The organism is Zarconia sp. (genome assembly GCF_057467645.1).
Window position 1 is genome coordinate 17,506 of the sequence record NZ_JBRJXU010000173.1, and the last position, 24,232, is coordinate 41,737.

At 45.2% G+C, this 24,232-nt stretch carries 11 protein-coding genes; 8 read left to right on the forward strand and 3 right to left on the reverse strand.

Features of this window, described 5'->3' with window-relative positions:
* Positions 1-79 precede the first annotated feature (79 nt).
* From AC2215_RS25800 to pyrG, 4 genes are all read left to right on the forward strand, one after another.
* Positions 80-1,609 (forward strand): alanine/glycine:cation symporter family protein, encoded by a 1,530-nt coding sequence (locus AC2215_RS25800; protein WP_486812901.1) that lies wholly within the window; start codon positions 80-82, stop codon positions 1,607-1,609.
* A gap of 309 nt (positions 1,610-1,918) precedes the next feature.
* Positions 1,919-2,557 carry a beta-carboxysome protein CcmP gene (ccmP, locus tag AC2215_RS25805; protein ID WP_486812902.1) on the forward strand — a complete coding sequence of 213 codons (639 nt, stop codon included), beginning with the start codon at positions 1,919-1,921 and terminating at the stop codon, positions 2,555-2,557.
* 739 nt (positions 2,558-3,296) lie between these two features.
* On the forward strand, positions 3,297-9,353 hold the full coding sequence (locus AC2215_RS25810) for a LamG domain-containing protein (RefSeq protein WP_486812903.1): 6,057 nt from the start codon (positions 3,297-3,299) through the stop codon (positions 9,351-9,353).
* Between the two features lie 242 nt (positions 9,354-9,595).
* Entirely contained in the window at positions 9,596-11,266 is a 1,671-nt protein-coding gene (gene pyrG / locus AC2215_RS25815) for a CTP synthase (RefSeq protein WP_486812904.1), read from the forward strand.
* A 207-nt stretch (positions 11,267-11,473) separates the two neighbouring features.
* On the opposite strand, the gene glmU is transcribed toward pyrG, so the two are convergent.
* The 3 genes from glmU to AC2215_RS25830 all read right to left on the reverse strand — a co-directional run bounded on the left by glmU (position 11,474) and on the right by AC2215_RS25830 (position 15,446).
* A complete protein-coding gene (gene glmU / locus AC2215_RS25820) occupies positions 11,474-12,841 on the reverse strand; it encodes a bifunctional UDP-N-acetylglucosamine diphosphorylase/glucosamine-1-phosphate N-acetyltransferase GlmU (RefSeq protein WP_486812905.1) in 1,368 nt (455 codons plus the stop codon).
* 244 nt (positions 12,842-13,085) lie between these two features.
* Positions 13,086-13,685, reverse strand: coding sequence for a hypothetical protein (locus AC2215_RS25825; protein WP_486812906.1), 600 nt, complete (start codon positions 13,683-13,685; stop codon positions 13,086-13,088).
* Between the two features lie 744 nt (positions 13,686-14,429).
* A complete protein-coding gene (locus AC2215_RS25830) occupies positions 14,430-15,446 on the reverse strand; it encodes an energy-coupling factor transporter transmembrane component T family protein (protein ID WP_486812907.1) in 1,017 nt (338 codons plus the stop codon).
* Positions 15,447-16,414: 968 nt separating this feature from the next.
* Between AC2215_RS25830 and AC2215_RS25835 the strand changes: the two genes are divergently transcribed.
* The 4 genes from AC2215_RS25835 (at position 16,415) to AC2215_RS25850 (ending at position 24,231) form a co-directional block, all read left to right on the forward strand.
* A complete protein-coding gene (locus AC2215_RS25835) occupies positions 16,415-19,918 on the forward strand; it encodes a tetratricopeptide repeat protein (protein WP_486812908.1) in 3,504 nt (1,167 codons plus the stop codon).
* A gap of 121 nt (positions 19,919-20,039) precedes the next feature.
* On the forward strand, positions 20,040-21,752 hold the full coding sequence (locus AC2215_RS25840) for a tetratricopeptide repeat protein (protein ID WP_486812909.1): 1,713 nt from the start codon (positions 20,040-20,042) through the stop codon (positions 21,750-21,752).
* Between the two features lie 41 nt (positions 21,753-21,793).
* On the forward strand, positions 21,794-22,828 hold the full coding sequence (locus AC2215_RS25845) for a hypothetical protein (protein WP_486812910.1): 1,035 nt from the start codon (positions 21,794-21,796) through the stop codon (positions 22,826-22,828).
* 203 nt (positions 22,829-23,031) lie between these two features.
* Positions 23,032-24,231, forward strand: a complete 1,200-nt coding sequence (locus AC2215_RS25850; protein WP_486812911.1) for a DUF6473 family protein — start codon at positions 23,032-23,034, stop codon at positions 24,229-24,231.
* Position 24,232 lies beyond the last annotated feature (1 nt).

Here is a 24,232-nt window from a genome sequence, read left to right on the forward strand (position 1 = left end):
CTTTGAATAACTCGATCGTTTTACCCGGTTTTTCGATCGAAACCCTTGAAGTTATTCATAAACGCGCCCAACAAAATTCATGCGAAGATGGTGGCTTTTTTGGTGGCTTTTTCTAGCAGTTCTCTTGGCAATCGTAGCTCAGGCTCAAGACAGCTCGATCGAACAGTTTATCGATATAACGAACGCGACATTCGCGCAAATCGTTGAAAGTATCGGGAAGATTCTTTTCTTCAGCCTCGGTGGCGTTCCACTCGTTGTCGGGTGGTTGACCCTGGGGGCGATATTTTTCACCTGGCGGATGACTTTTGTCAACTTTTGGGGTCTCAAACACGCCCTCTCCATCGTCCTGGGACGCTACGATAACCCAGACGAAGCGGGAGAAGTTTCCCATTTTGAAGCCCTTTCCACGGCTCTTTCCGCCACGGTGGGATTGGGAAATATTGCTGGGGTGGCGATCGCCATTCAGCTTGGGGGGCCCGGTGCCGCATTTTGGATGACCGTGGCGGGACTGTTTGGGATGACCAGTAAGTTTGTTGAATGTACCCTCGCCCAAAAATACCGCATCATCAAACCCGACGGAACCGTCTTGGGAGGCCCGATGTACTACCTCGGAAAAGGTCTGTCGGAAATCGGACTGCATCCTCTCGGGCAAGGTTTAGGCATCTTGTTCGCCTTTCTGTGTTTGAGTTCGGCTTTGGGGGGTGGCAATATGTTTCAAACCCACGAATCCTACGTGGCCGTTTCGGAAATTGTGACCGTACCCAACTGGCTGTATGGCTTTTTCGTCGCCAGTTTAGTCGGAGCTGTGATTCTGGGTGGGATTCGGCGGATTGCCAAAGTCGCCTCGACCCTCGTGCCGCTGATGGCCGCGATTTATACCATTGCAGCTCTGTGGGTGCTGGGAGTTCACGCCGCCGACATTCCCGGAGCATTTGCCACCATCGCACGGGAAGCGGTTTCTCCCGGTGCGGCAATTACCGGGGGAGCACTTGGGGTTTTCGTGCAGGGGATTCGCCGAGCGGTTTTCTCCCACGAAGCCGGATTGGGTTCGGCGGCCATCGCCCATGCTGCCGCTCGTACCCAGGAACCGATTCGAGAAGGACTCGTAGCATTACTCGAACCCTTTATCGACACCGTTGTCATTTGCAACATGACCGCTCTGGTTATTGTGACGACTGGAGCGTATCAAGAGGAGTACGCTGAAGGTCTGGCAGGGGTTCTGATGACCTCGAAAGCTTTTGGCACGGTGATTCCGTGGTTTCCCGGCATGTTGGCCGCAGCAACGTTTCTGTTTGCTTTATCGACGATGATTTCTTGGAGTTACTACGGAGAGCAGTGTTGGGTTTATTTGCTGGGGGAAAAATCCGCACTGCTCTATCGAATTTTGTTTGTGGCGTGTATCTTTTTGGGTTCCGTGCGAGAAGATTTAACGGCGATCGTCGATTTTAGCGATATGACCTTTTTCGTGATGGCGTTTCCCAATTTACTCGGCTGTTTTTTGCTCTCGGGAAAAGTAGCCGCCGATCTCGAAGATTATATGATGCGACTCAAGAGTGGGAAAATGGAGCATCACTTGCACGGAGTAGAGAGGGGAAAGCATACAAACTGAGGTTGGGGTGTTGAGAATTTTAGATATTAGATTGCGCGATTTTAGATTTGAGCCGTAGCCACGATGGGTGCGGACAATCTCAGATTTCACCAGTATCTATCTTCTTCAGCTCCCCGCTGCTTCCGTTAACTATCACGATCGATCCCTTTTCCCCACACCCGGTCACCCTACACCCTACACCTAACCCTGACCAGATACTGTTAGCGATAATTGCGCGCTGCCAACATTCTGAATTCCGAACTCTGATATCATCGCCTTGGCCGGGAATTGCCTCGAATCGGGCGTTCCTCAATAACGGAGAGTGATATCTTGGGAATCGAACTGCGCAGTTACGTCTATATCGATAGCTTGCAGCCACAGCACGCTGCCTATATGGGAACCGTAGCGTTGGGATTTTTGCCCCTACCGGGGGATACGTCGCTGTGGATCGAAATCTCTCCCGGCATCGAAATTAATCGCATTACCGATGTCGCCCTCAAATCCACCTCCGTGCGTCCTGGGGTGCAGTTCGTCGAACGCCTCTACGGTTTGCTCGAAGTGCACTCTAACAAACAGGGCGAAATTCGAGCCGCTGGGAGAGCCATTCTGGGGGCATTGGGGGTGCGCGAACAAGAACGCCTCAAACCCCGCGTCGTTTCGAGTCAAATTATCCGCAATCTCGATCCCCACCATACCCAGCTCATCAATCGCAATCGTCGGGGACAAATGATTTTGGCCGGACAAACGCTATACGTGTTGGAAGTGACTCCGGCGGCTTATGCAGCCCTGGCGGCAAACGAAGCGGAAAAAGCCGCAGAAATTAATATTTTGCAAGTGCAAGCAGTGGGAAGTTTCGGACGGTTGTATTTGGGAGGAGAAGAACGAGATATCATTGCCGGTTCGCGAGCAGCTTTAGCGGCGATCGAAAGCGTGACCGGACGAGACCCTTCCGATGCAAAAAAGGAATAGATGGGAAGCCAAATCTCGATCGCTTGGAGATCGGGAGTCAGCACTCTTATCTTTGTGACAAGACTGTGACTTCCGTTGACTTTTCTCAGTTGATACCCTTACTATGAGTAAGGATTTTTCGGTCTAATGACAAGACTTAGTTCTCAATTCGTTGTAATTTTCAGTTTTTTCTGGACTCCTGTTAAGTTTGTTAAACGTTTGAGAACAATCTAAGTTCTATTCATCTAATTCGAGCGCGTTTCAAGACCGATCGCTTTTTTGGGATAAATTGAGATCGCTTTTGCCAAAATTCGGGCTTCAGATTGCCCCAGCGTAAATCTGATGCGAGCGATCGTTAAACATAGTGTGGTTTTAAGATGAAATCGAATATCGATCGTTCTCTCTAGAGGCATATTTTTGCCTCGTATTCTCTCTAGAGAATCCATCGCTCTTCGTCAAGCTTGTGCTAACGCCAGTTTTGGATCGGCTCAAATCGTTATTCTGCCGTTTTCCAAAAATGAGTAAAAACCTAATTTACTCGTTCGATCGCTCTCGATTTTGCCCTAAAAGAAAACTCACGTTGTGCTACTTTTTTGACAACTAAATCTTTCCTGAGTAAGCAAATTTAATTCCATTAATCGATCTTCACGAAGACTATTTTAAAATATATTATTCGGATGATTTGCGATGAAAAATTATGTGCAGTTGAGCTAATTATCAACTTGAATTCATTGTTGAGCTAACCGAGATCGTTTGATTCATGACAATTACCAATAACTTCCTCAAAACCTACGCCGATAAAACCTACAAGCACGCGGCGATGGTGCGCCATAAAGGTAAAATTGTGGCACTTGCCATGGACGATTTGCGGCACATCTATTACTCAGTGTTGAATCTCGATAATACCGACGATGCCAAAAGTCCCCTCGACGTTCACTATTGGTTAGAAAACCCGAAACAAATTCGTTTCAGTAATGAAATCGTACAGGTCGGTTATGGTGTGGTTGACCCGGTGAAGATGCCCGTTGTCAAAAAAGGCAGCCGTGCCGAAGCCGAACCCGGAACCCTGCGTCCCGAGGAAATCGACCCCTTCCTCTCGACAACTGCCCGTCTTACCGCAGAAGCGCCTTTTGATGCCCTCTCCGATGGCAAATATATCTATATTTTCCGGCAGTCTATCGATGCCGAACACGAGGAGATCGTTTATGCCCGCAATACCGATGGCAGCCCGGTTGTAGACGCAGATGGCAACAAAGTGCCATTGGTTAACGATACTTTACTCGTCGATCGTTTTGTATTGGCTGGGACAGAACTACAGCCCACGCGGGAAGTCCGTTACAAACGCAGTCGTAACAAATATCGCCCCCAGAGTAACAAAGATAGTTTAGGGGCTCAGGACATGGAGAAGAAACCCTTCTTCGAGCCAACTCAGGAATTAGACTTTGTTAAAAACTTGCGCGATGGGCGGTTTAGCGTCTTGTTACTGCCGACTCAGATTGCCGGGATACAGCGTTGGCAGATTTTCACCCACAATAGCCAAACCGGACAAATTGACTCGTTCAACGTCGAACGTGCGGTCGATTTACTCTTTAAGACCAAAGGCACGCAGTTCTACACCAGTCCCGACCCCCAATATCAAAAATCCGTTTTCGAGCGGCAGCCGGGAACCTGTCCGTTTACCGAAAAAGATTTAATTCCCCTGGGTAATAACTCTGGGATTCGTCGGAGCAGTTTTGAGTTTAAGGGTCGTAGCATCGAATCCGGACTCTCGACCATTGTGTACTATCAACAGCACAAACAAGCAACCGGCTACGACCAGCAAGAAAAACCCGTCAAACGCAATGCCCGCATGATGCTTGCCGTTGCCACCGCAGACCCCAACGACGAAGAAGCCCGACAGTACATCAGCATCTTAGATTTTGCCATTTCTCGCGAAGGTCAACTGGCCCAAGTTCCCGAGAAAATCGAGTTACCCGAGATTGTTGCCCCCACCCTAGAGCAACAGGAAGCTGAGATTGCTTTGCCGATGTCCCTGCTGCATACCGATAGCTTGGGACTCACCGTTTCCGGGGGACTGCTCGACTTTGCCTGGACTCGCGATACGCCTTTGCTCTCCGAAAGTGCCACCGGTCAACTGGGACTGTACTTCCGAGGCATTGAAAATCAGTTTTTTGCCGCCTATTACGACACCAATATCAGTCCAGATAAACCCTGTCAGTGGGTGGCGCAATCCCCCGGTAAAGCCCTCACCTTCGATGGCGACGACGATTATGTCGGACTGCCACCGAAGTCAGGTCTCGAAGAGCAGCAAAAAAGCAAACCCTCGGGTTCGGCTTTGGCTTTTGACGGTCGCCGAGATAAAGTAGATGTTCCCTACAAAGCCGAGTTAAATCCCAAAGAATTTACCATCGAATTTTGGGCGAAAGTCACCGGGGGTAGCGGTTATATGTCTCCCCTCACGTCCCGAGGCGATTATCCCCAACGAGGATATATGTTCTACGCCAACGCCCACAGCCAAACCTGGGAATTTTGGGTGGGTATCGGTCATCGTTGGGAAGCCCTGGTTGGTCCCAAGTACGCGCCAGGAACTTGGACCCATCTAGCCGGAACCTACAGCTCGCAATCCGAGCAAATGCGTTTTTACATCAACGGTGAGTTGGCAGGTTCGGTGGATGGCGTTAAATACTCCCTCAATACTCAATATCCCCTGCGCATTGGAGCTGGAGCTACAGAAGGAAGCGGTAACTACTACTTCCACGGAGAAGTCGATGAAGTCCGCGTTTGGAATCGGGTTCGGTCTCAATCCGACATTCAAAACCAAATGAATCAGCGATTGCTGGGTAACGAACCCGGTGTCGTCGGTTACTGGCGCTTTGAAGCCGAGGGTGTTCAAGACTACTCCGGCTACGGCAATCACGGAACCCCCAGCGGACGACCCCAGGAAGTGCCCCCTCCTGAGAGTCTAACGGGTTCGGCTCAACCTACCAGTACTGTGGATTTATCCAAACTGGCAAAATTTGATGCCGATAATAACCTCACCCTCGAAGCGTGGATACAACCCGGTAGCGGCGGTGGGGATACAACCCGCATTATTCACCATCATTCGCGGGTTTCTGCGTACACCCTGGGAGTTCAAGCCAAAGCCATCAATTCGGCCTTCGCCTTTGACGGTCGCCAAGATAAAGTAGATGTCCCTTACAAAGCCGAGTTAAATCCCAAAGAATTTACTATCGAAGTCTGGGCGAAAGTCACTGGTGGAAGCGGTCATATGTCTCCTCTCACCTCCAGAAACGACGGCCCGCAACAAGGTTATATCTTCTATGCCAATGCTGGCAAATGGGCGTTTTGGCTGGGTGTCGGTCATAAATGGATAGGAATCGTCGGAGGAAGCTACGAACAAGGAATTTGGGCGCATTTAGCCGGAACCTATAACCCCAAATCCGAGCAAATGGATTTCTACGTTAATGGCGAGCTGGTGGCATCGCAATCGGACGTTAAATTCTCGCCGAATACGAAATGTCCTTTACGCATTGGGGCTGGAGCCACAGAACGCAGTGGGGACTACTACTTCCACGGTGAGGTGGATGAAGTTCGCGTTTGGAATCAGGTGCGGACTCAAGCCGACATTCAAGCGGATATGAACCGCCAACTCACCGGGCAAGAAACGGGACTCGTGGGGTATTGGCATTTTGAAGACGGTGCGAAAGATTATTCTCCCAATGGCAATCACGGAAATCCCTACAGCAGTCCCTGGAACGTAGCCTCACCCCTGAAAGCTCCCTACACCCTGTTTGCAGGCGTAGGCCAGCAATTTAAGCAAACCCAACAATCGATTACCTTCGGTCAGTGGGAGCATATTGCGGCGGTTTATTACCAGTCCTATGCGTTGGAATTTAAAGGGGATGACGCCCTCAGTTGCGACCACAATACCACCCTCGATCTCGGGCGAGATTTGACGGTTGAGGTATTCCTGAAACTGGAGAACTTCAGCCAAACCCAGGGTATTTTGACCAAAGGTCATTTGAGCGACGGCACCGAAGAGTCGGTGACCTACGCTTTGTATGTTGATACCGATGGCAAAATGGTCTTTGCCTTTGAAGATAAAGACGGTAGCCGCCACGAGTACAAATCTTCCCAAGCTCTCAAAGCCGGGGCTTTTCAGAAAATTGCCCTCACGCGCCAGCACAAAATTGAAGTTCCGACCAGCGAAGGTCGAGGAGTGAAGCAATGGACGGAAATTGACTTCTACCTCGAGCAAAATCTAGCGGGGTCTCACACCTACCATGGAGAAGATGCTGGCAGCAACACCCTTCCCCTGGAAATTGGCAAAACCTACAGTTACGGCCAGGAACATTATCTCGAAGGCATCATCAGCGAGATTCGCCTTTGGAATCAAGCCCTACCTCCGGAAAATATCTGCCGTCGGGTGCAAGGAAACGAAGAAGGATTGGTGTCCTGGTGGCGACTCGAAGAAAAAGAGGGAAATATCGCCTACGATGCGAAAAGCAGCAATCACGCGATCGTCAAAGGGGCGCAGTGGACGAAAAACCCCGATCCCAAAGCCTCGATGCTCTTGCTGTATCGGAATGGCTCTCCCATCGAAACCGAAGAGATGGAACAAAAGCCATCGTGGGGTGAGGAACAATTCAGCCTCGGCGCGAGTAAAAACCGGGGTTTGCAAGAGTGCTTTTCGGGCACCCTCGAAGAAATTCGGATTTGGAAAGTTTCCCGCACCCAAGAGCAAATTCAGGATAACCTGTTTACCCGTCTCAAAGGGGAAAAAGAAGATCTGATTGCTTACTATACCTTCGATTTAGAGAACGAGACCGAACTGAGCGATCGCTCTCTACTGGGGAACCATCTCGCCTTTGGCATTGGCAGCAACCAACCGACAGAAGTGATTTCCACGGCTCCGGTGAGTAATGACATCGCCCAAGTCCAGTCGGCTTTAGCCCGCGTCAGTACTCAGTTTCACGATATCATTCACTCTCGTCCGGCGGTCGGGGAATACGGCGATTTGCAATACGATATCGACGGCAACCTCACGGGGGTTCACAAGCGCTGTTACGGCTACATCAAAAACGGTCAGTGGCATTTGCTCACCGGCTACAAAGTGGGTAATTTGGTCACGGAATGGATCGCACAAGTGCAAGCCGACCCGCAAATTATCGGCTATATCGAAGGTGCGCCGCCGGTGCCGAGCGAAAACCTCACCGCAACCAGTATGATAATGGGTGAGTTTGAGGATTACAACGGCTGTAGTTCCGTAGAATTGGAAGAAGCCGAAGCCGTCAACTACTTCTATGCCGCCTCCAAGGAAGAGGGATTCGATACGGCGATCGAAACCTCACTCGCCACGGGGGTCGATATCGAAGTTGAGGCTGGATTTGGAGTGACGACGAAAATTGCCGATGTCAACTGCACCGCCGGGGTGCGCAATACTCTGGAATTTTCCAACAGCCAGTTAAGCGAGTCGAGTGTCAGCTACGGCCGCAATGCCACCAAAACCAGTCGCTTGGAGTTGCGGGGAAGTTGGGACCAGGCTGGGTCGGAAATCAATCCAGCTGTCGGTCGGCGTTTCGTTCCGGCGAATACGGGGTTTGCCTTGGTTCAGTCGGATACGATGGACGTATTTGCCTTGCGTCTCGCTCACAATAATGCCCTGGTGTCTTACCGGATGCAACCGAATCCCGATATTCCCAAGGATTGGAATATTATTACTTTCCCGTTGAACAATACCTACACCAAACAGGGCACGCTCGATGGCAAAGTCGGTCTCAAGGAAGATGGCAGCGTTCAATGCGACCCGGATTATGCCAATGCCAGTACTTACGGTCAACACAGCTACTTTAAACCGATCGAAGCCTACACCCTGAAAAAGAAAATCGAGCGGGAACAACAGGAACTTCAGACCTATTACCAAAGTTACGGTGTGGATGCTGGCGGCAATACGAGCAGCGACGAGATTCCCAAGAGTCTGGCCTCGCGAAATCTGGTGAATACCTACGTTTGGACCGCCGATGGTGGCTTTTTCTCAGAGTCTACCGAAGTGATGGAATCGGTTCAAGAATCCACTACCGGTTCCTATTCCTTCGCTGGAGCGATGGGTGCCACGATCGATATGGGGATTAGTGCGGGTAGTGTTGGCATGGAGTTTTCAATGGATGCGTTATTCGGAAGTCACGTGGAGACTGTCAAAACGAAGGGGAAAGAGACGGAAAAATCTTTTGGCTTAACGGTGGAAGTCGAACCGGAATGCGATATTCAACTGTACGTGAATACCGATGCCGAACGGAAGAAGTACCAAGGTCGGATTAACGAAGGTGGTGGAGCCTACGATGAGGAGGGAAATCCCGTCTTACGTCCGGGTAAAGTGGATGCTTACCGCTTTATGTCGTTCTATCTCGAACCCACCAAAGATAACTTCGAGGACTTTTTCAATAAGGTGGTCGATCCGATTTGGCTCGAACAAAGCGATGCTCCCAATGCCGTGGCGTTGCGTCAGGCCAACCAAAGCGATAAAAAGCCCAAGTGCTGGCGGATTATGCATCGGGTGACCTTTGTCAGTCGGGTGTTACCCGAAATTGAAGCCCCCAATGCCCCACCCATGGAAAAGGCAATTCGGAAGGTCAATATCGAGAGTAACTACGAGTTGATTAAGAAACTCGAACCGTTCGTCAAGAATAAGACCCAAGATTATGCCATCTTTGCGCAAGCGGTGCGGGAAACTCTGAAAACTAATCTGCCGGAGTTGCAACCCCACGAAGCGAGCATTATCGAGTATGCGGCGTTGTATTTTGGCGTGGTTAAAGAGTAAGAGCGTACCGGTTTTAAACCGCGAACGAACCCAGGGATGACTCGAAAAGCCTTGGGTTCGCAATTTTGAAGGTTGTTTGAAGATTGTTACTTTGCGGCCATTTTATCGCCAGTCCGCAGTCAGTGGGGGATGGGAAGATGATGTTGGTGGTGAAAACCACACACTTGCAAACGCTTCCCTTCTCCTTCTGTGGCACAATGAACCCTGGTGCTTCCATATAGCTGAGTTGCGATTGAGTTTCGATGACCAAATTTATCTTCGTTACGGGTGGGGTTGTCTCCAGTATTGGGAAAGGAATTGTCGCCGCTAGTTTGGGACGGCTGCTCAAGTCGCGCAATTACTCCGTTTCCATTCTCAAACTCGATCCTTATCTTAATGTCGACCCCGGTACGATGAGTCCGTTTCAACATGGAGAAGTCTTCGTCACCCAGGATGGGGCGGAAACGGATTTGGATTTGGGACATTACGAGCGATTTACCGACACGTCCATGTCTCGCCTCAACAGCGTCACCACCGGTTCGATTTATCAGGCGGTAATTAATAAGGAACGTCGGGGAGATTACCAGGGGGGAACCGTTCAGGTGATTCCCCACATCACTGGCGAGATTCGCGAACGCATCCAGCGCGTTGCCCGCCATACCAACGTTGACGTGCTGATTACCGAGATTGGCGGCACCGTGGGAGATATCGAATCTCTGCCGTTTTTGGAAGCCATTCGCCAGTTTCGCAAAGATGTGGGGCGCAACAACATTGCTTACATCCACGTGACGCTGATGCCTTGGATTCCGGCTGCTGGGGAGATGAAAACCAAACCGACGCAACATTCGGTGAAGGAGTTAAGATCGATCGGTATTCAACCGGATATGCTCGTGTGTCGGTGCGATCGCCCCCTCAAACAGGGCATGAAGGAAAAATTATCGGAATTTTGCGATGTTCCCGTCGAATGCGTGATTACTGCCAAAGATGCCCGTAGTATCTACGAAGTGCCCCTGATTATGGAACAGGAAGGATTGGCCCAGGCCACCTTGGAATTGTTGCACCTGGAACAGCGAGTCCCCGACTTAACCCAATGGCAGACGTTGGTCGATCGCATGTACCATCCCCAAAAGAAAGTGGAGATTGCCATCGTCGGCAAATACGTGCAGTTATCTGATGCTTACCTATCAGTGGTAGAAGCCCTGCGCCACGCGGCTCTCGCCAACGAAGCGGATATCAACCTGCGCTGGGTGAATTCGGAGAACCTGGAAACTAACGATCCCAAAACCTATCTCGAAGGGGTACAGGGTATCGTCGTTCCCGGTGGATTTGGGGTGCGCGGTGTGGATGGGAAAGTGGCTGCCGTGCGCTATGCTCGGGAAAACCGGATTCCCTTTTTAGGGTTATGTTTGGGAATGCAGTGTGCCGCCATCGAGTGGGCCCGTCACGTGGCTGGTTTGGAGTCGGCCAACAGTTCGGAATTCGATCCCGAGACCACCAATCCCATCATTCACTTACTGCCGGAACAGGAAGACGTGGTGGATTTGGGGGGAACCATGCGCCTGGGATTGTATCCCTGCCGGCTGATGCCCGATACTCTCACCTTTGCGCTTTACCAGCAAGAGGTGGTCTACGAACGCCATCGCCATCGCTACGAGTTTAACAATACCTATCGCAATCAATTTTTAGAGACGGGTTTTGTCGTCAGCGGCACCTCTCCCGACGGGCGATTGGTAGAAATCATCGAACTCAAAGACCATCCCTTCTTTATCGCCACCCAGTTCCACCCCGAATTCGAGTCGGGCCCCAACAAACCTCACCCGATACTGGCCGGATTCGTTCGGGTGACCTTGGGAGAAAATCCGGTAAAGGAAGGAGAAGTGCCACCTCTGCTTGAAGAGATACCGGCGATGGTTTCTCCGGCGGAAGTGTCTTAATTTTAGGAAATGGGGCGGGGGAGGCAGAGGAAGCAGAGGAAGCAGGGGGAGAGAATGAGGAATTGATACTTTCGATCTCCCTTGTCTCTCATCACGGCATCACCGTTTCACCACGTCTTCTCCCTCTCCCTTGTCCTCCTGGTCTCCCTTGTCTCCCCCTCTCTCTTATCCCTCTCCCACCCAGCTCTCGCGGATGCAAGTGGAGTGCTACTTCTCTTCGGTCTTGCGAGTCTTCATCGGCCAGTCGGGGATGACCGTCTGCCGAGAACGGGCGATCGCCAAACTTTTGTCGGGGACATCTTTCGCGATGGTCGATCCCGCGGCGATGGTGACGTTTTCCCCGACGGTCACTGGCGCAACGAAGACGCTATTGGCCCCGGTTTTCGTACCGCTGCCGATGTGGGTCGGATGTTTGTTAACACCGTCGTAGTTGGCGGTAATCGTTCCGGCCCCGACGTTGACCCGATCGCCTAAAGTGGCATCCCCGAGATAGGATAAATGGGCGACATTGGTGCGATCGCCAATTTGGGATTTCTTGATTTCCACAAAATTCCCCACGCGGCAGCCTTCGCCAACATCGGCAGCCCCCCGGAGGTGAGCGAAGGGTCCGATGCGGCTACCGGATTTGACGGCACTATCGGAAATTACTGAGTACTGCACCGTTACGTTTTCGCCGATCTGACTGTTTTCGATCGAGCATCCAGGACCGATGCGACATCCCGAACCGATAGTGGTTTGGCCCCGCAGGTGGGTTTGGGGTTCGACGATGGTATCGGGTTCCATGTGTACCGTATCGTCGATAGTGACGCTATCGGGGTCGATCAGGGTCACCCCAGCACTCATCAACTTATCTTTGACCCGCGCCTGTAAAATTTGGTAGGCCTGGGCCAGTTGCTGGCGACTGTTCACGCCAAAAATTTCTTCCGGATCGGGAGCATCCACCACCGTTACCGGATCGAGATAATTTACCGCATCGGTGAGATAGTATTCCCCCTGGTCGTTGTTGGCTTGGAGTTGCGGCAAAATGTCCTCTAATTTCGACCAGTTAAAGCAGTAGATGCCGGCATTGATGCGACGGTTTTGCTTTTGTGCGTCGGTACAGTCGCGATCTTCGACGATTTGCTGAAAGACGTTCTGACCGTTGCAAAACACTCGTCCGTATCCTTGGGGGTTGGGGATTTGTGCTGTGAGGATGGTAGCGGCGTTTTGGCGATCGCGATGGGTGGTGACGAACAATTCGAGGGTTTCCGGACGCAGGAGGGGAACGTCGCCATTGAGAACGAGCAAATCTCCCGTATATCCTTTCAGGTGTGGTAGTAGCTGTTGAACGGCGTGTCCGGTACCGAGTTGTTCCGTTTGTTCGACAAATTCAATGTTGGGGTACGATTGCAGTTGCGATCGCACTTGCTCTCGACCGTAACCGACGATGGCGAAACATCGCGTGGGAGAAACGATCGATAGACTCTCTAAGACCCGCTCGATGAGGGACTTGCTCCCCAACGGATGCAGCACTTTGGGTAAGTGAGATTTCATCCGAGTGCCGCGTCCCGCCGCAAGAATTGCTACCGCTACCATGATTTCGATCTGTTTGGCTTTTTCGATCTAAGAGTGTATCGCGGTTTCTCACCGATTACCGTTGGGCTTGGGTAAATTTCCAGATTTTAGTTACGAATCGGTCAAACTCAGTGGTCGCGGGCGATTTTAGCGATTGCGACTCCTACACCAATGACCCATCAGAATGAGTATGGCTCAGTACTAGGGCACAAAGAAGTACGTGCGAATTCGTCATACCCATATTTACATCTACCCCCGGGTTCGATTACTGCAAAAATTCTGATGTGGCGCTCAGAAAAGTGGATGGCGTAGTATTTTCGCTACCAGCATCTTCCTCGATCGACTCCCGAACGAGTTGGTAGATTGACGGCCAGTTCTTGTAGATTAAAAGAGTTTCCTTTTCTGTGAGTAATGAATGCCCGCCCAATTGCAAGCGCTCGTTTATGGCATCAATCCTCTCTCGCATCACATAACCTTGTCGCTTTTTGAGAGCATCGATCGAGCCATCTTTCTCTTTCTTTTTCACGATTTCTCGGTCGATTGTAATCGATCGATCTAAAGCCGATAGGTCGTCGGAAAAATCACTACTTGATGCGGGAGTACTTAAAAGAGTTCGAACGCTGTTTCGATCTTCATTAATATAATATCGAATAAATAAATTAATGATTTTTTTTCGAGATATCATTTCCGTTCTTCTTCTATTAAAATCTTTCATTTTTTCAATCGATAATCCAAATCCAAGAGAATTTCGATCGGAATTTAAAAGGGATTTACCCAGTTCACAATTAATTGATGGAGAGGTGTCGATATTTTCCAACCATGACAAAGGAGCTGGAGTATTAGATAATGCTTTCGGATTAGTCATCGTCTCTCATCTCGCTAAACATCTAAAACCATAATGAATCATGGCTTTGCTCGACAATCAAGTAGGTGTTTGATAATTGTAACTGGCAAAATCAGTTTGAAGGTTCGAGTTCATTCCCAGTCTTGAGAGGGTTCGATCGACTCAAAACTCGATCCAGTTCATAACGATTGATTTCTGAAATCAACCTGAATCACGTTGTTTGAGTCTTTTGGTAAAATAGGTCATTTATTTTGTGCGATCGTTCTTGAAAACGATTAATGGGTCTAGAAAAAAGTTTTTGAAATGAGTGGCAAAAATAGTACAAGAGTTTAAACTCTTGTACGGGTTCGGTACCTCCTTATTTGACTCTAAAATATTTACTATTACTGTTGATTTAAGCTACAATCATTAAGGAGATATAAGCCTAAATTTACACTGAAGGTTTGGTTTTATAAATACTAGGTGATGGTCAGCACCATCGTCATCCGCCATTTTGCTGAAGGTAAAGTGGTGTCGTAACCCTACTGCGGTTGAAAATACGATCGGGAACGCATTCGTATGGGCCATTTTGCCTAGACTCAGAGGTTAACTTCCCCACGCAAAAGTCTCGGCTCAGTTCGTTCGGAAGGAAACACTCCGATCTCTCCGCATTAAAAACACTCATAAAAAAATCCCTAACTCATAGTACAGCCTTCTACCCAAAAGCGGTAGAGCTTAGAAAAAAAAAGCTTTTTAATTCCGGAGATAGCGGAATATATCGGGCTTCTACCCCCAGATCCATCGTCCTATCCAAAATCCAATTAAAACACCTAAGAGCAATCGATCCATCCACCCCAGCCTGAGTTGATGCCACTCGACGCGATGTTCGTTGGGACTCGTAAATCCGCGGACTTGCATTGCGCAGGAGATTTGCTCCGCACGCAACAGCAAATTTTCGAGTAAGCGTTCGGCAACGATGGGCCAAATTTTCATCGCACCCCGAAACCCGAGTTTATTCCAGTTAATCCCCCGAGTTTGGATCGATCTCGAGAGATTTTGAATTTCTTCGAGGACTAACGGTAAAAATCGCAGGGAGAGTGTCAGCGTTAGGGCAATTTCCGTGACGGGTAACTTGAACCAGCGCAACGGTTGCATCAAATCTTCCAATCCGGCAGTAATGGCTTCTGGAGCAGTGGTGAGAAGATATAAATTGGTGCTGTAAATGAGGGTAAACACCAACGTACTGGTAACGATCGCCAACTCCAGAGAACGGCGAGTCATCTTCAGAATCCATTCGTTGAAAAAAACGTAGCGATAGGATGTCGGTTGCGGCAACTCAGGCATTGCGATTCCATCCCCATCGGTTTCCGGTGTTGTTTGCGGTGTTGAACGCTCGGGTGTTGTTTTGCCAAAACCAAACGGATCGTACCAGGGACGGCGATCGGCTTCTACCGCAGATGGGGGTTCGTTTTGCTGAGCAAAGGCAAGTTCGTCTGCAGGAAGGCGAGGTTGGTAGGAAACTTGCAAGCCGTCGGGGGCAAAGGCGCTAATGCAAAAAATCATCGCACAAAAGACGAGCAGCCATCCCATTTGCTGCTTCCAAACTCGCAGAGGAATGCGCGCCGCGATCGTCAAAACAATCAGCAATCCCACCAAAAACAGACGCCACTGCACCGTTGCCAAAATGGGAGAGAGTAAAAAACTCGTTAACCAAACCAGTTTCACTCTCGGATCGAGGCGGTGCAACCAGGTAATGGGTTGTTCGAGGTACAGTCCGAGGGGAAGCGATCGCAGCAGATCCATATCGGCAATTTCGCGTCGGTAGTTGAGCCGTCAACCTTTCACTTTAGTCGGATCTGAGGCGATCGACAACGGCAATCTCCCGATCGAACTAGAGAAAGTCAGCTTGAGTTCCCATTGTCCATTGCTATTGACGCATCAGCGTTTTTTGTCTCGTACCCCCATCGGCATGCCCCAGATTCGATCGAACACCCGATCGAATACCCATTGAGAAAAATGCTTTCCGAAACAGTTAATTGAAAAACCGATCGAAAAAGTCGAACGGCTTTAAAGATCATCGATCGAAGACAGCCAAACCCGATCGAAGTCACCATCGAGCAACCCTCAGAAGTTGTGCGGGGGTAATCATTCACTCCCCCCTGGAAAAAGACTGAAAACCCGGATTGTTCCTTGATAAGTGAGGGAAGTTTGAACGGTTACCTACGGGGGGCACTTGGGTGAATTCTCCCCGATCTCCGGTTTTTTTGGGTCTGGGGGTTGGGTCTACTCTATGAACCTGAATGTTTGCTGTCAATCATTTTGTGAGTGTAAATACAGAGACATAGTTAATAGTTTCCGATCTGAGTTTTGAGATACAGTAATTTCTCGTATTTTTCTGAAAAAGATTGACGTTTTCTTTTTTTTTCGTTAAGTTCTGAAGTAGGAGTGCGTTAACAGAAATTTAGACTTTAGTTAAATTGAGTATTATTGAGAAATAATACCTAAGAGTTTTTATTTTGTAAAGCCAAAAGTGTAAGTGGCTTACCGATACGTCTGTAAAATTCCTACGATAATTCGTTAAATATTGTTAACTTTATTACGTTAATTTTTTTTGATTTGAACGTTTATTTCAGAACCAAAAATCAAAAATAAATAATTAATTTGCGACGTTTTTTTATTTGCCAAATTTTTATGCAATCGCAAAAATTTAATATTTTAAGTACCAGAAATATACTTCACTCCGAGTTATCGTAGTCAGCGGAGGAGATCGTATGTTAGACTCCAAACAACAATTGGAAATTATTACGACGAGATGGCAGCAAGCCCAAAAGCTTCAATCTGAAGGGAAGCTAGAAGCTGCATTCGAGCGTTATCACTCCATCTTGGAAATTGATGGGCGATACCTTCCTGCATTACATCAGATGGCTAAAATTTGTGAAGGTCAAGGACAGTTTTTCCAAGCGATCGAGATTTATCAGCAAGCCATTGAAATAGATAAGACTCCTCCTTTCTGGATTTATCGACATTTAGGATATTCTCTGAGCCAGAGTGGTAATTTAGAAGAAGCGATCGAGGCTTATCAGAAGGCGATCTCGTTACAGCCCGAGGATATCAATACTTACAATTTATTGGGACAGGTTCAAGGAAAAATTGGAGATTTCGAGGGGGCAACTTCAAGTTATCGAAAAGCCATCGAACTCGATGCCAATCAGCCCAGTTGGGTTTATTTAAATTTGGCTGACGCTTTGAAGGAGCTTGAAAATTTTGACGAGGCGATTTTAGCTTACGAAAAGGTGCTGAAATTAGAACCCGAAAACTTGGGTATTCGCAAGTTGCTAGGGGTTCTACTTGCTCGTAAGGAAGTCAACCATAGGGATCTAACTCAACGAGCGCGACAGTTACAGCAGGAAGGGCGCTTGGATGAAGCTCTAGTCGAGTATCGCGCAATTTTAGCTGTTGATAGCACTAACCTGGCTGCATTACATCAGGTGGCACTAATTTATGAGAGACAAGGGAGGTTGGAGGAGACTGTTGAGGTCTATCGGAAAGCTGTGGAAGTGGATACCGAATCGCCATTTTGGGTGTATCGGCATTTAGGGTTTGCATTGAATCAGCAAGGAGATTTGGATGGAGCAGTTGAAGCTTATCAAAGGGCGATCGGGCTAAACTCAAGCGATGCAGAAACTTATTTACTTTTAGGACAAGCTCTAGAGAGCCGAGACAAGCCTCAAGAAGCCCTTCTTAGCTATCAAAAAGTTGTTGAGTTAAATTCACAACAATCTTCTGGATTTTACATTACCCTCGGAAATTTATTCAGTTTTACCCAGCAATTCAATGAGGCAATTAAATCCTATAGTGTAGCCAGAGATTTAGACCCTTCTAATCCAGAAATCTATCGATTATTAGCAGAAGCAAAAGTCAGGAATGGAGATGTAAGTGGAGCATTATCTGACTGTAGCAAAGCTGTCGAAATTCAATCAATTTATTGGCAAATTTATCACAATATAGGAGATGTCTGCTTTGAGTTAAGTCAATGGTCAAATGCCGCTTTTTTTTATGAAAAGTCTTTAGAGCTTAATCCTAAATTTGAATGGTCTTACTATAATTTAGGAGCCGTCCTTGAAAAACAAAAAAAGTGGAGTGATTCAATTTTTATGTACAAAAAGGCAATGGGTCTAAATCCAGACTTGCCTTGCGTCCACGAAAAAATCGAAGAAATATTCAAGTATGCAGGACACGATACACTCCCTTCTAGTCTAGAACAAGCTAAGACAGCCTTAGATTGTTTGAATAAAATTTTTTTAGAAAATCTATTATCAACAAAGAGCTATTTATGCTTTCCAGAAATTAACGAGCCAAAAATTAGTATAATACTAATTCTCTATAACCGAGCAGAACTCACATTAAGTTGTTTAGAATCTATTTCAAAAAGCTCATTTAAATCTCTTGAGGTTATTATTGTTGATAACTGCTCAACAGATTTAACTAAAAACCTCCTTCAACAAGTTCGAGGTGCAAAAATTATCTATAATGAGGAAAACTTACACTTTTTACTGGCTTGCAATCAAGCGACCCAGATTGCTCGGGGGAATTACTTACTCTTTTTAAATAATGATGCGCAGATTTTAGGAGATAGCCTAAATATTGCCATAGAAACAATCGAGTCGGCTTCTGATATTGGAGCTGTTGGTGGGAAAATAATACTCCCAGATGGGACTCTTCAAGAAGCTGGAAGTATTATTTGGGAAGATGGTTCGTGTTTGGGTTATGGAAGAGGAGATTCTCCCACTGCACCTCAGTATATGTTTGAACGCTCCGTTGATTACTGTTCGGGTGCTTTTTTGCTAACCGACCGTAATTTATTCTTAAATATGGGTGGGTTTGATGAAAATTATCAGCCTGCATATTATGAAGAAACAGATTATTGCGTTAGACTTCTTCGATCGGGAAAAAGAATTATCTACAATCCCCGAATTTCGATCTTGCATTATGAATTTGCGAGCTCTAAAAGCTCCGAGGCAAGTGGTGAAGCAATTGAGCTTCAAAAGCGAAATCAAAATTTATTTATAGAAAGCCATAAGTCTTGGTTAAGTCACCAATTAAAACCAGAAGCTCCTAATATTATTTTTGCGCGCACAGCTCGAGAAAACCGAAAACGAATACTCTTTTTAGAAGATAAAATCCCACATACTTTCTTAGGGTCTGGCTATACCCGAGGAAATTGTATTCTTTCAAGCATGATCGATCTGGGCTTCTTCGTAACCCTTTATCCAACAGATTTACTAATTAAGGAAGATTGGGAGCTAGTTTATTCAGATATTTCTCATGAGGTAGAAGTTATGAATGGCTATACTCTACCTGAGTTAGAAAATTTTTTGCAAGAGCGAGAAGGATACTACGATCTGGTCTTTGTCAGCAGACCTCATAATATGGAACATCTGGAAAAAATTCCGCAGTCTGACAAATATCTACAAAGTGCTAAAATCATCTACGATGCAGAAGCACTATATTGTTTGAGAGATATTGAGCTAAAGCGTTTGGGTGGAGAAATTTTATCGCAAGAGGCGATCGAAGCTGAGATAAAAGAAGAATTAAAGCTTGCCAAGAGAAGTGATTCTATTATTTCTGTTTCTGAGAAAGAAAGATCGAAATTTATTGAATATGGATATCCTAATGTTCATGTCTTAGGTCATTCTGTTACGGCTGTTCCTACACAAAAATCATTTAGCGATCGCAAAGACCTTTTATTTGTAGGAGCTATCTATGATATTCAATCTCCGAATGCTGATTCAGTGCTCTGGTTAGGGGAAGAAATATTCTCATTAATTCAATCACAAATACCAGAACGTGTAAATTTAATTGTCGCCGGCACCAATAAAGTTGAAAAACTCAATCAAAAAGTCGAAAGTTTTGGAAACTCTTCGATTAAGCTATTAGGTCGAGTTGAGGACTTAACAGATTTATATAACTCTTCTCGAATTTTTGTTGTTCCAACTCGCTTTGCTGCGGGAATTCCCCATAAAGCTCATGAAGCTGCTGCGAAAGGAATTCCAATGGTAACAACTTCTTTAATTGCTCAGCAGCTTGGATGGAGAAATGAAATTGAGTTATTAATCGCTGATACCGCGCAAGAATTTGCTAAACAATGTGTTAGACTTTACACAGATTCAAATCTTTGGAATCAAATCCGAATCAATGCTTTAGGCAGAGTTAAAGTTGAATGTTCTCCTCAACAGTTCACGAAAAACTTAAGTACAATCCTAAGCTCGATTTAGAATCAAGAAAATAAGATTGGAAAACAATAAATTTTAAATCATCAAATTTTATCAATAAATTGGATAGCAATCTTCGCATAAGCCATTTTAAAGTTTCGTTCCATGGAGTCGGTTAAAACAAATGAAACATGCTAAATCCTATTTAATCCAAGGAGATCGGCTTAAGCAATCCGGAAAGATAGAAGATGCGATCGAAAAGTATCAATTAGCTCTAACGATAAATTCTAATTTTTTTCAAGTTATCAATAAACTAGCAGAGACTTATGAAAATCAAAAAAAATTTTCTAGCTCTCTAAACTATTACTTGCGTGCGATACAAGTCAAGCCTCAAGCGCTGAAAGTGATTCGTCAGCTTTCTGGGGTGTCTAAAAATGTTTTGTCTAAGGTAAGCCAGCTTGATGAAGCTTTAGCCATTTCTAAAGTAATCATTCGAAGTCTTACAATTTCAGAAACCGATCCAAACCTCGAAAAACCTATTGGTCAAGTTTATGAAGAGATTGGCAAAGTTATTCTAAAGCTGAGTGTCAGAAAAGAGGAGTTCAAACCTGCGATTGCTTTTTGGAAGGCAGAAGTACATAGGCAACCTACTTCTGACTGGTTTCACTATAACTTAGGCTTAGTTTTATCGCGTCAAGGTAAATATAGTGATGCGATCGATTCATATAGAAAAGCTCTAGAAATTAACCCTAAATCATATAACGCCTGGGTAGAACTAGGACTAGCTCTTAAAGCTCAAGGGATATATGATGAAGCGGTACGTTGCGCTCTCGAAGCAATAGCGATTAATCCGAATCTTCAACATCCTTACTACTTATTAAATTTACCCTATGCTCAGAAAGATAGAGATCTAAATCAGTTCTTTAGTGATTATGTAAATCATATCGATTATTCTCAACTAAAATCAGGCGGTTTATATGTCGCTCAGCAGTTGAAAGATATGGGAAATTATTCGGAAGCCATATCCATTTCTCAAAAATGTCTTTATCATCAAGTCGAGCAAACTAAACCTGATTTTATTCGTCAATATTGGGCTATTAGTCAGCCGCAAGAGCCAAATTTTTTAATTATTGGAGTTGGAAAATGCGGAACGACGGCTTTGTATGATTATTTGGTACAACATCCTCAAATTTTACCTGCGATCACCAAAGAACCTTCTTATTTTAATCGCTTTAAGGGTTCATTCAAAAAAATGAGCGAAGCCGGTGATTTTTCCTTATTAGATGAAGAGAAGAGATTTTACCTAGCACATTTTCTTCCTAGACCCGATCGGGAGCGTTTTATAACTGGAGAAGCGAGTGTTGATACAATTCATTCAGGAATGGAAAAACTCGTGCACTCTTGGTTCCCAAAAATAAAGCTTATCGTTATACTAAGACATCCAACAAAACGTTTGGTTTCTCACTACGAGCAAGGCTTAAAAGGAAAAAAAGAGCAACGTTCTTTTGAGATGGTGATGAATACAGAGATGGAAATACTTGAAAAAATGGAGCATTTAGAATCTCAAATTGTTGCCGATCACAAAGATTTTCGATACGTACATAAAGGTTTATATATTTACTTTTTGAAACCTTGGGTTGATTTATTTGGAAAAGAGCAAATTCTCATCTTAAGAAATGAAGACCTCTTACAAAATCCAGCTAATATTATGAAGCAAACGTTTGATTTTTTGAATTTGCCAGATTGTACGCAGATACAGTATATACCTAGAAATGTTGGGTACTATCCATCGTACCTAGATCCAGGTTTCCTCGATCGAATCTCCAACTTTTACAAACCACATACGCAGAAACTAGAAGCATACTTAAATAGATCGTTTGACTGGTATCCGAGTTAAGCTATACTCTCATTTAGTCTTTAGTGAATTAATTAAAACCTATGGAAAGTCAATCTAAAAAAGTTTATCTACATATCGGTCTCCATAAAACGGGAACCACAACGTTACAAAACTTTTTGAGTCGAAATAAGAATGTATTGCTCAATTATGGGTATTTATATCCAGAGTCTGGAATGACCTACTTCGGTCATCATAATTTACCCTGGCAAGTGAGACCCGATCCAAGATTTAGCAATAAGCATGGAACTTGGCAAGACTTGCATGCAGAAATTGAGTCGAAATCAGTAAATAATATTATCTTAAGTTCAGAAGACTTTGAGTCTTTACCACCGGATTCGATTGAGAAAGTACGACAGGAACTTCAACCTTATGAAACTCAATTAATTGTCTACCTTCGACGGCAAGATTCTCTCATTCAGTCTATGTATACTCAGCTGATCAAAGGTGGTCATCGAGGTCCATTTTCTAATTTCTTACGAGAAGCTAAGAACGTCAACTCAAAACTCTCTCAGCGCTTTCAATTTGACCTACACTTAAAGCCGTGGACAGATTGCTTTAATATCGATAATGTCATTGTCCGACCATTAGAAAAACAACAGCTTCACGAGCAGCATATTTGTTGGGATTTTTTGAATAATATTCAATTGCTAAAATACGATCGAGAAAAGTTTACTAAACCACAAGAATTGCATGGCTCTCCAAGTCATGAAACTTTAGAAATCTTGAGGTATGTTTCGAATACTTTGGATAATCATATCGTAAAAAAATCCGGTAAAGAACAAGGAAGATTTTTAGAACCTATTTTAAAGTATTATCAAAAAAATCAATCTAATAAGGATAAGTTTAATCAGCTAAGTCGCTCGGAATCACTCGATATTTTAAAAATATTTTCCAAGTCTAACAGCAATGTTGCACGAGAATATCTTGCAAGGGAAGATGGACAACTTTTTTATGAAGAACCACAGGAGAAAGAAATCACAAGCTTTCATATCTCAGAGATTTCTCATGATACCCAATTTGAAATAATGTTAGTGTTACTCCAGGAAATTTGGAATGAGATTGATGCTCTCAAATAGAAGCTAGAAAATTATAAAAAAATATGCAATAAACGATATCTAACTTGTTGTATTCCTTGAAATTTAAATCTGTTTGAAAGGTAATTGAGGCTTTATTAAAAGTTGACCAGAGCTAGCGTACTTTGGTTTGAAAATCTGAAAAAACTGGCTTCGTTCTATACTTTGTCTAGCTCCCAAACATCAATGAAAGCTCAAAAAAATATATGAACACATTAAAATCTTATTTTCATCAAGGAAAAAAATTTTTACAGGAGAAGAATTTTCAGCAAGCGATCGAACAGTATAATCTTGCCCTTCAGGTTAAGCCTAATAGTATTATAGCACTTCGTCAACTCTCAAAGATCCACGATCGACTGAAAAATTACGAGCAAGCAATTGAATATCTAAAACGTCTTCTTGAATATCAACCTAATGAGTTGAAAGATGTAGAAAATCTTGCCCGGATCTATATTAAGCTAGGAAAAATTTTTCAGGAGAAAGGGCAGAATAAAGAAGAAGAAAATTGTTATTTAAAAGCGCTTTCAATCAATCAAATTACAATCAATCAAATTACAGCAGGAAGCCCAATTAGTGAAGGAATGCCTCAACCGTATCAACGTCGAGATATTGATATTGTTGATTATCAAATATATCCGATGGAAGATAAAAAAAATAACAAGGTTTTTGGATTTCGCGGTCCTCAACCCCTTCCTTTAGAAAAAAGTTGCTACTTTGTTGGCTTAGGACCTGCGACAACTTTTGGTTGCTATACAAAGCGACCTTATTTGTGGCTTTTGGAACAAGATCTGGGTCTACCTAATCTAAACCTCGGTATGCCAGGTTGTGGAGCTACGTTATTGAATCAAGAAGATAATAGTTTACTCATTGACTTGGTTAATGATGCTAGATTTGCGATTATTCTAGTGATGTCTGCTCGTTCTCATCCAAGTCGTCTGCATCGACCGGCTAGACTTGGAAGCTTGAGTAGTCCTCAGATTATGAAAGAATTATCTCAGTACTTTAAAAAGGATAGACCTTTTCTTAGAGGTGTCATTACCGATATGAGAAATAGTTTTGTAGAGGATTACATTAAGCTGACTCAAAAAATTAAAGTTCCAAAGATATTACTTTACTTATCTCATCATTCTCTTGATTATGAAGATAATTACGATCTAGATTTTCCCAGCTTACATCAGGGTTTTCCACATTTTATTAATCGAGAAACTGTCGATCGAGTGATTCATCACTTTGATGACTTTGTAGAATGTCACTCATTGAGGGGGTATCCTCAAAAATTAATTAGCCGATTTACTGGGGAACCCGTCACGAATAAACAAGGAGAATATAATACTGGTTACGCCTCCCCGGAGATGCATGAAGATGCAGCTAAGCTGTTGTTACCTGTTTGCCAAAAATATTTATAGT

What these genes read in the sequence shown, in the direction of transcription:
- AC2215_RS25800 (WP_486812901.1), top strand. Translation starts at nt 80, where the DNA reads ATGCGAAGATGGTGGCTTTTTTGGTGGCTTTTTCTAGCAGTTCTCTTG.
- AC2215_RS25810 (WP_486812903.1), top strand. Translation starts at nt 3,297, where the DNA reads ATGACAATTACCAATAACTTCCTCAAAACCTACGCCGATAAAACCTAC.
- pyrG (WP_486812904.1), top strand. Translation starts at nt 9,596, where the DNA reads ATGACCAAATTTATCTTCGTTACGGGTGGGGTTGTCTCCAGTATTGGG.
- glmU (WP_486812905.1), bottom strand. Translation starts at nt 12,841, where the DNA reads ATGGTAGCGGTAGCAATTCTTGCGGCGGGACGCGGCACTCGGATGAAA.
- AC2215_RS25825 (WP_486812906.1), bottom strand. Translation starts at nt 13,685, where the DNA reads ATGACTAATCCGAAAGCATTATCTAATACTCCAGCTCCTTTGTCATGG.
- AC2215_RS25830 (WP_486812907.1), bottom strand. Translation starts at nt 15,446, where the DNA reads ATGGATCTGCTGCGATCGCTTCCCCTCGGACTGTACCTCGAACAACCC.
- AC2215_RS25835 (WP_486812908.1), top strand. Translation starts at nt 16,415, where the DNA reads ATGTTAGACTCCAAACAACAATTGGAAATTATTACGACGAGATGGCAG.
- AC2215_RS25840 (WP_486812909.1), top strand. Translation starts at nt 20,040, where the DNA reads ATGAAACATGCTAAATCCTATTTAATCCAAGGAGATCGGCTTAAGCAA.
- AC2215_RS25845 (WP_486812910.1), top strand. Translation starts at nt 21,794, where the DNA reads ATGGAAAGTCAATCTAAAAAAGTTTATCTACATATCGGTCTCCATAAA.
- AC2215_RS25850 (WP_486812911.1), top strand. Translation starts at nt 23,032, where the DNA reads ATGAACACATTAAAATCTTATTTTCATCAAGGAAAAAAATTTTTACAG.